The following is a 255-nucleotide window of genomic DNA, read 5'->3' as shown; positions in this document are numbered from 1 at the left end:
CCGGCGCCATCGCGGATATCGCGATCGTGGATCCGCAGACCGTCCGCGATCGCTCGACCTATGATGAGCCTCTCGCCCTCGCCGAGGGCATCGATGATGTTCTGGTGTCCGGCACCCGCGTCCTCGCGGAAGGCCGGCTGACTGGTGCAACCCCCGGCGGGGGCATCCGCGCCGCACAACCTCACCCATCCCACACCCAAGGAGAAAAATGACTGCCGAGAAGAAGGCCATCGTCACCTCGAACGCCCCGCAGCC

At 66.7% G+C, this 255-nt stretch carries 1 pseudogene; it reads left to right on the top strand.

The annotated features are described in order from the left end of the window. Positions 1 to 212: pseudogene (locus SB717_RS37720) on the top strand (hypothetical protein); the annotation flags it as partial. Positions 213 to 255: the final 43 nt, after the last annotated feature.

The organism is Priestia sp. SIMBA_032, assembly GCF_046535215.1.
Taxonomy (GTDB): Bacteria; Bacillota; Bacilli; order Bacillales; family Bacillaceae_H; genus Priestia; species Priestia aryabhattai.
The sequence above is the reverse complement of the archived record's forward strand: the minus strand, read 5'-3'. Positions and strand labels throughout refer to the sequence as shown.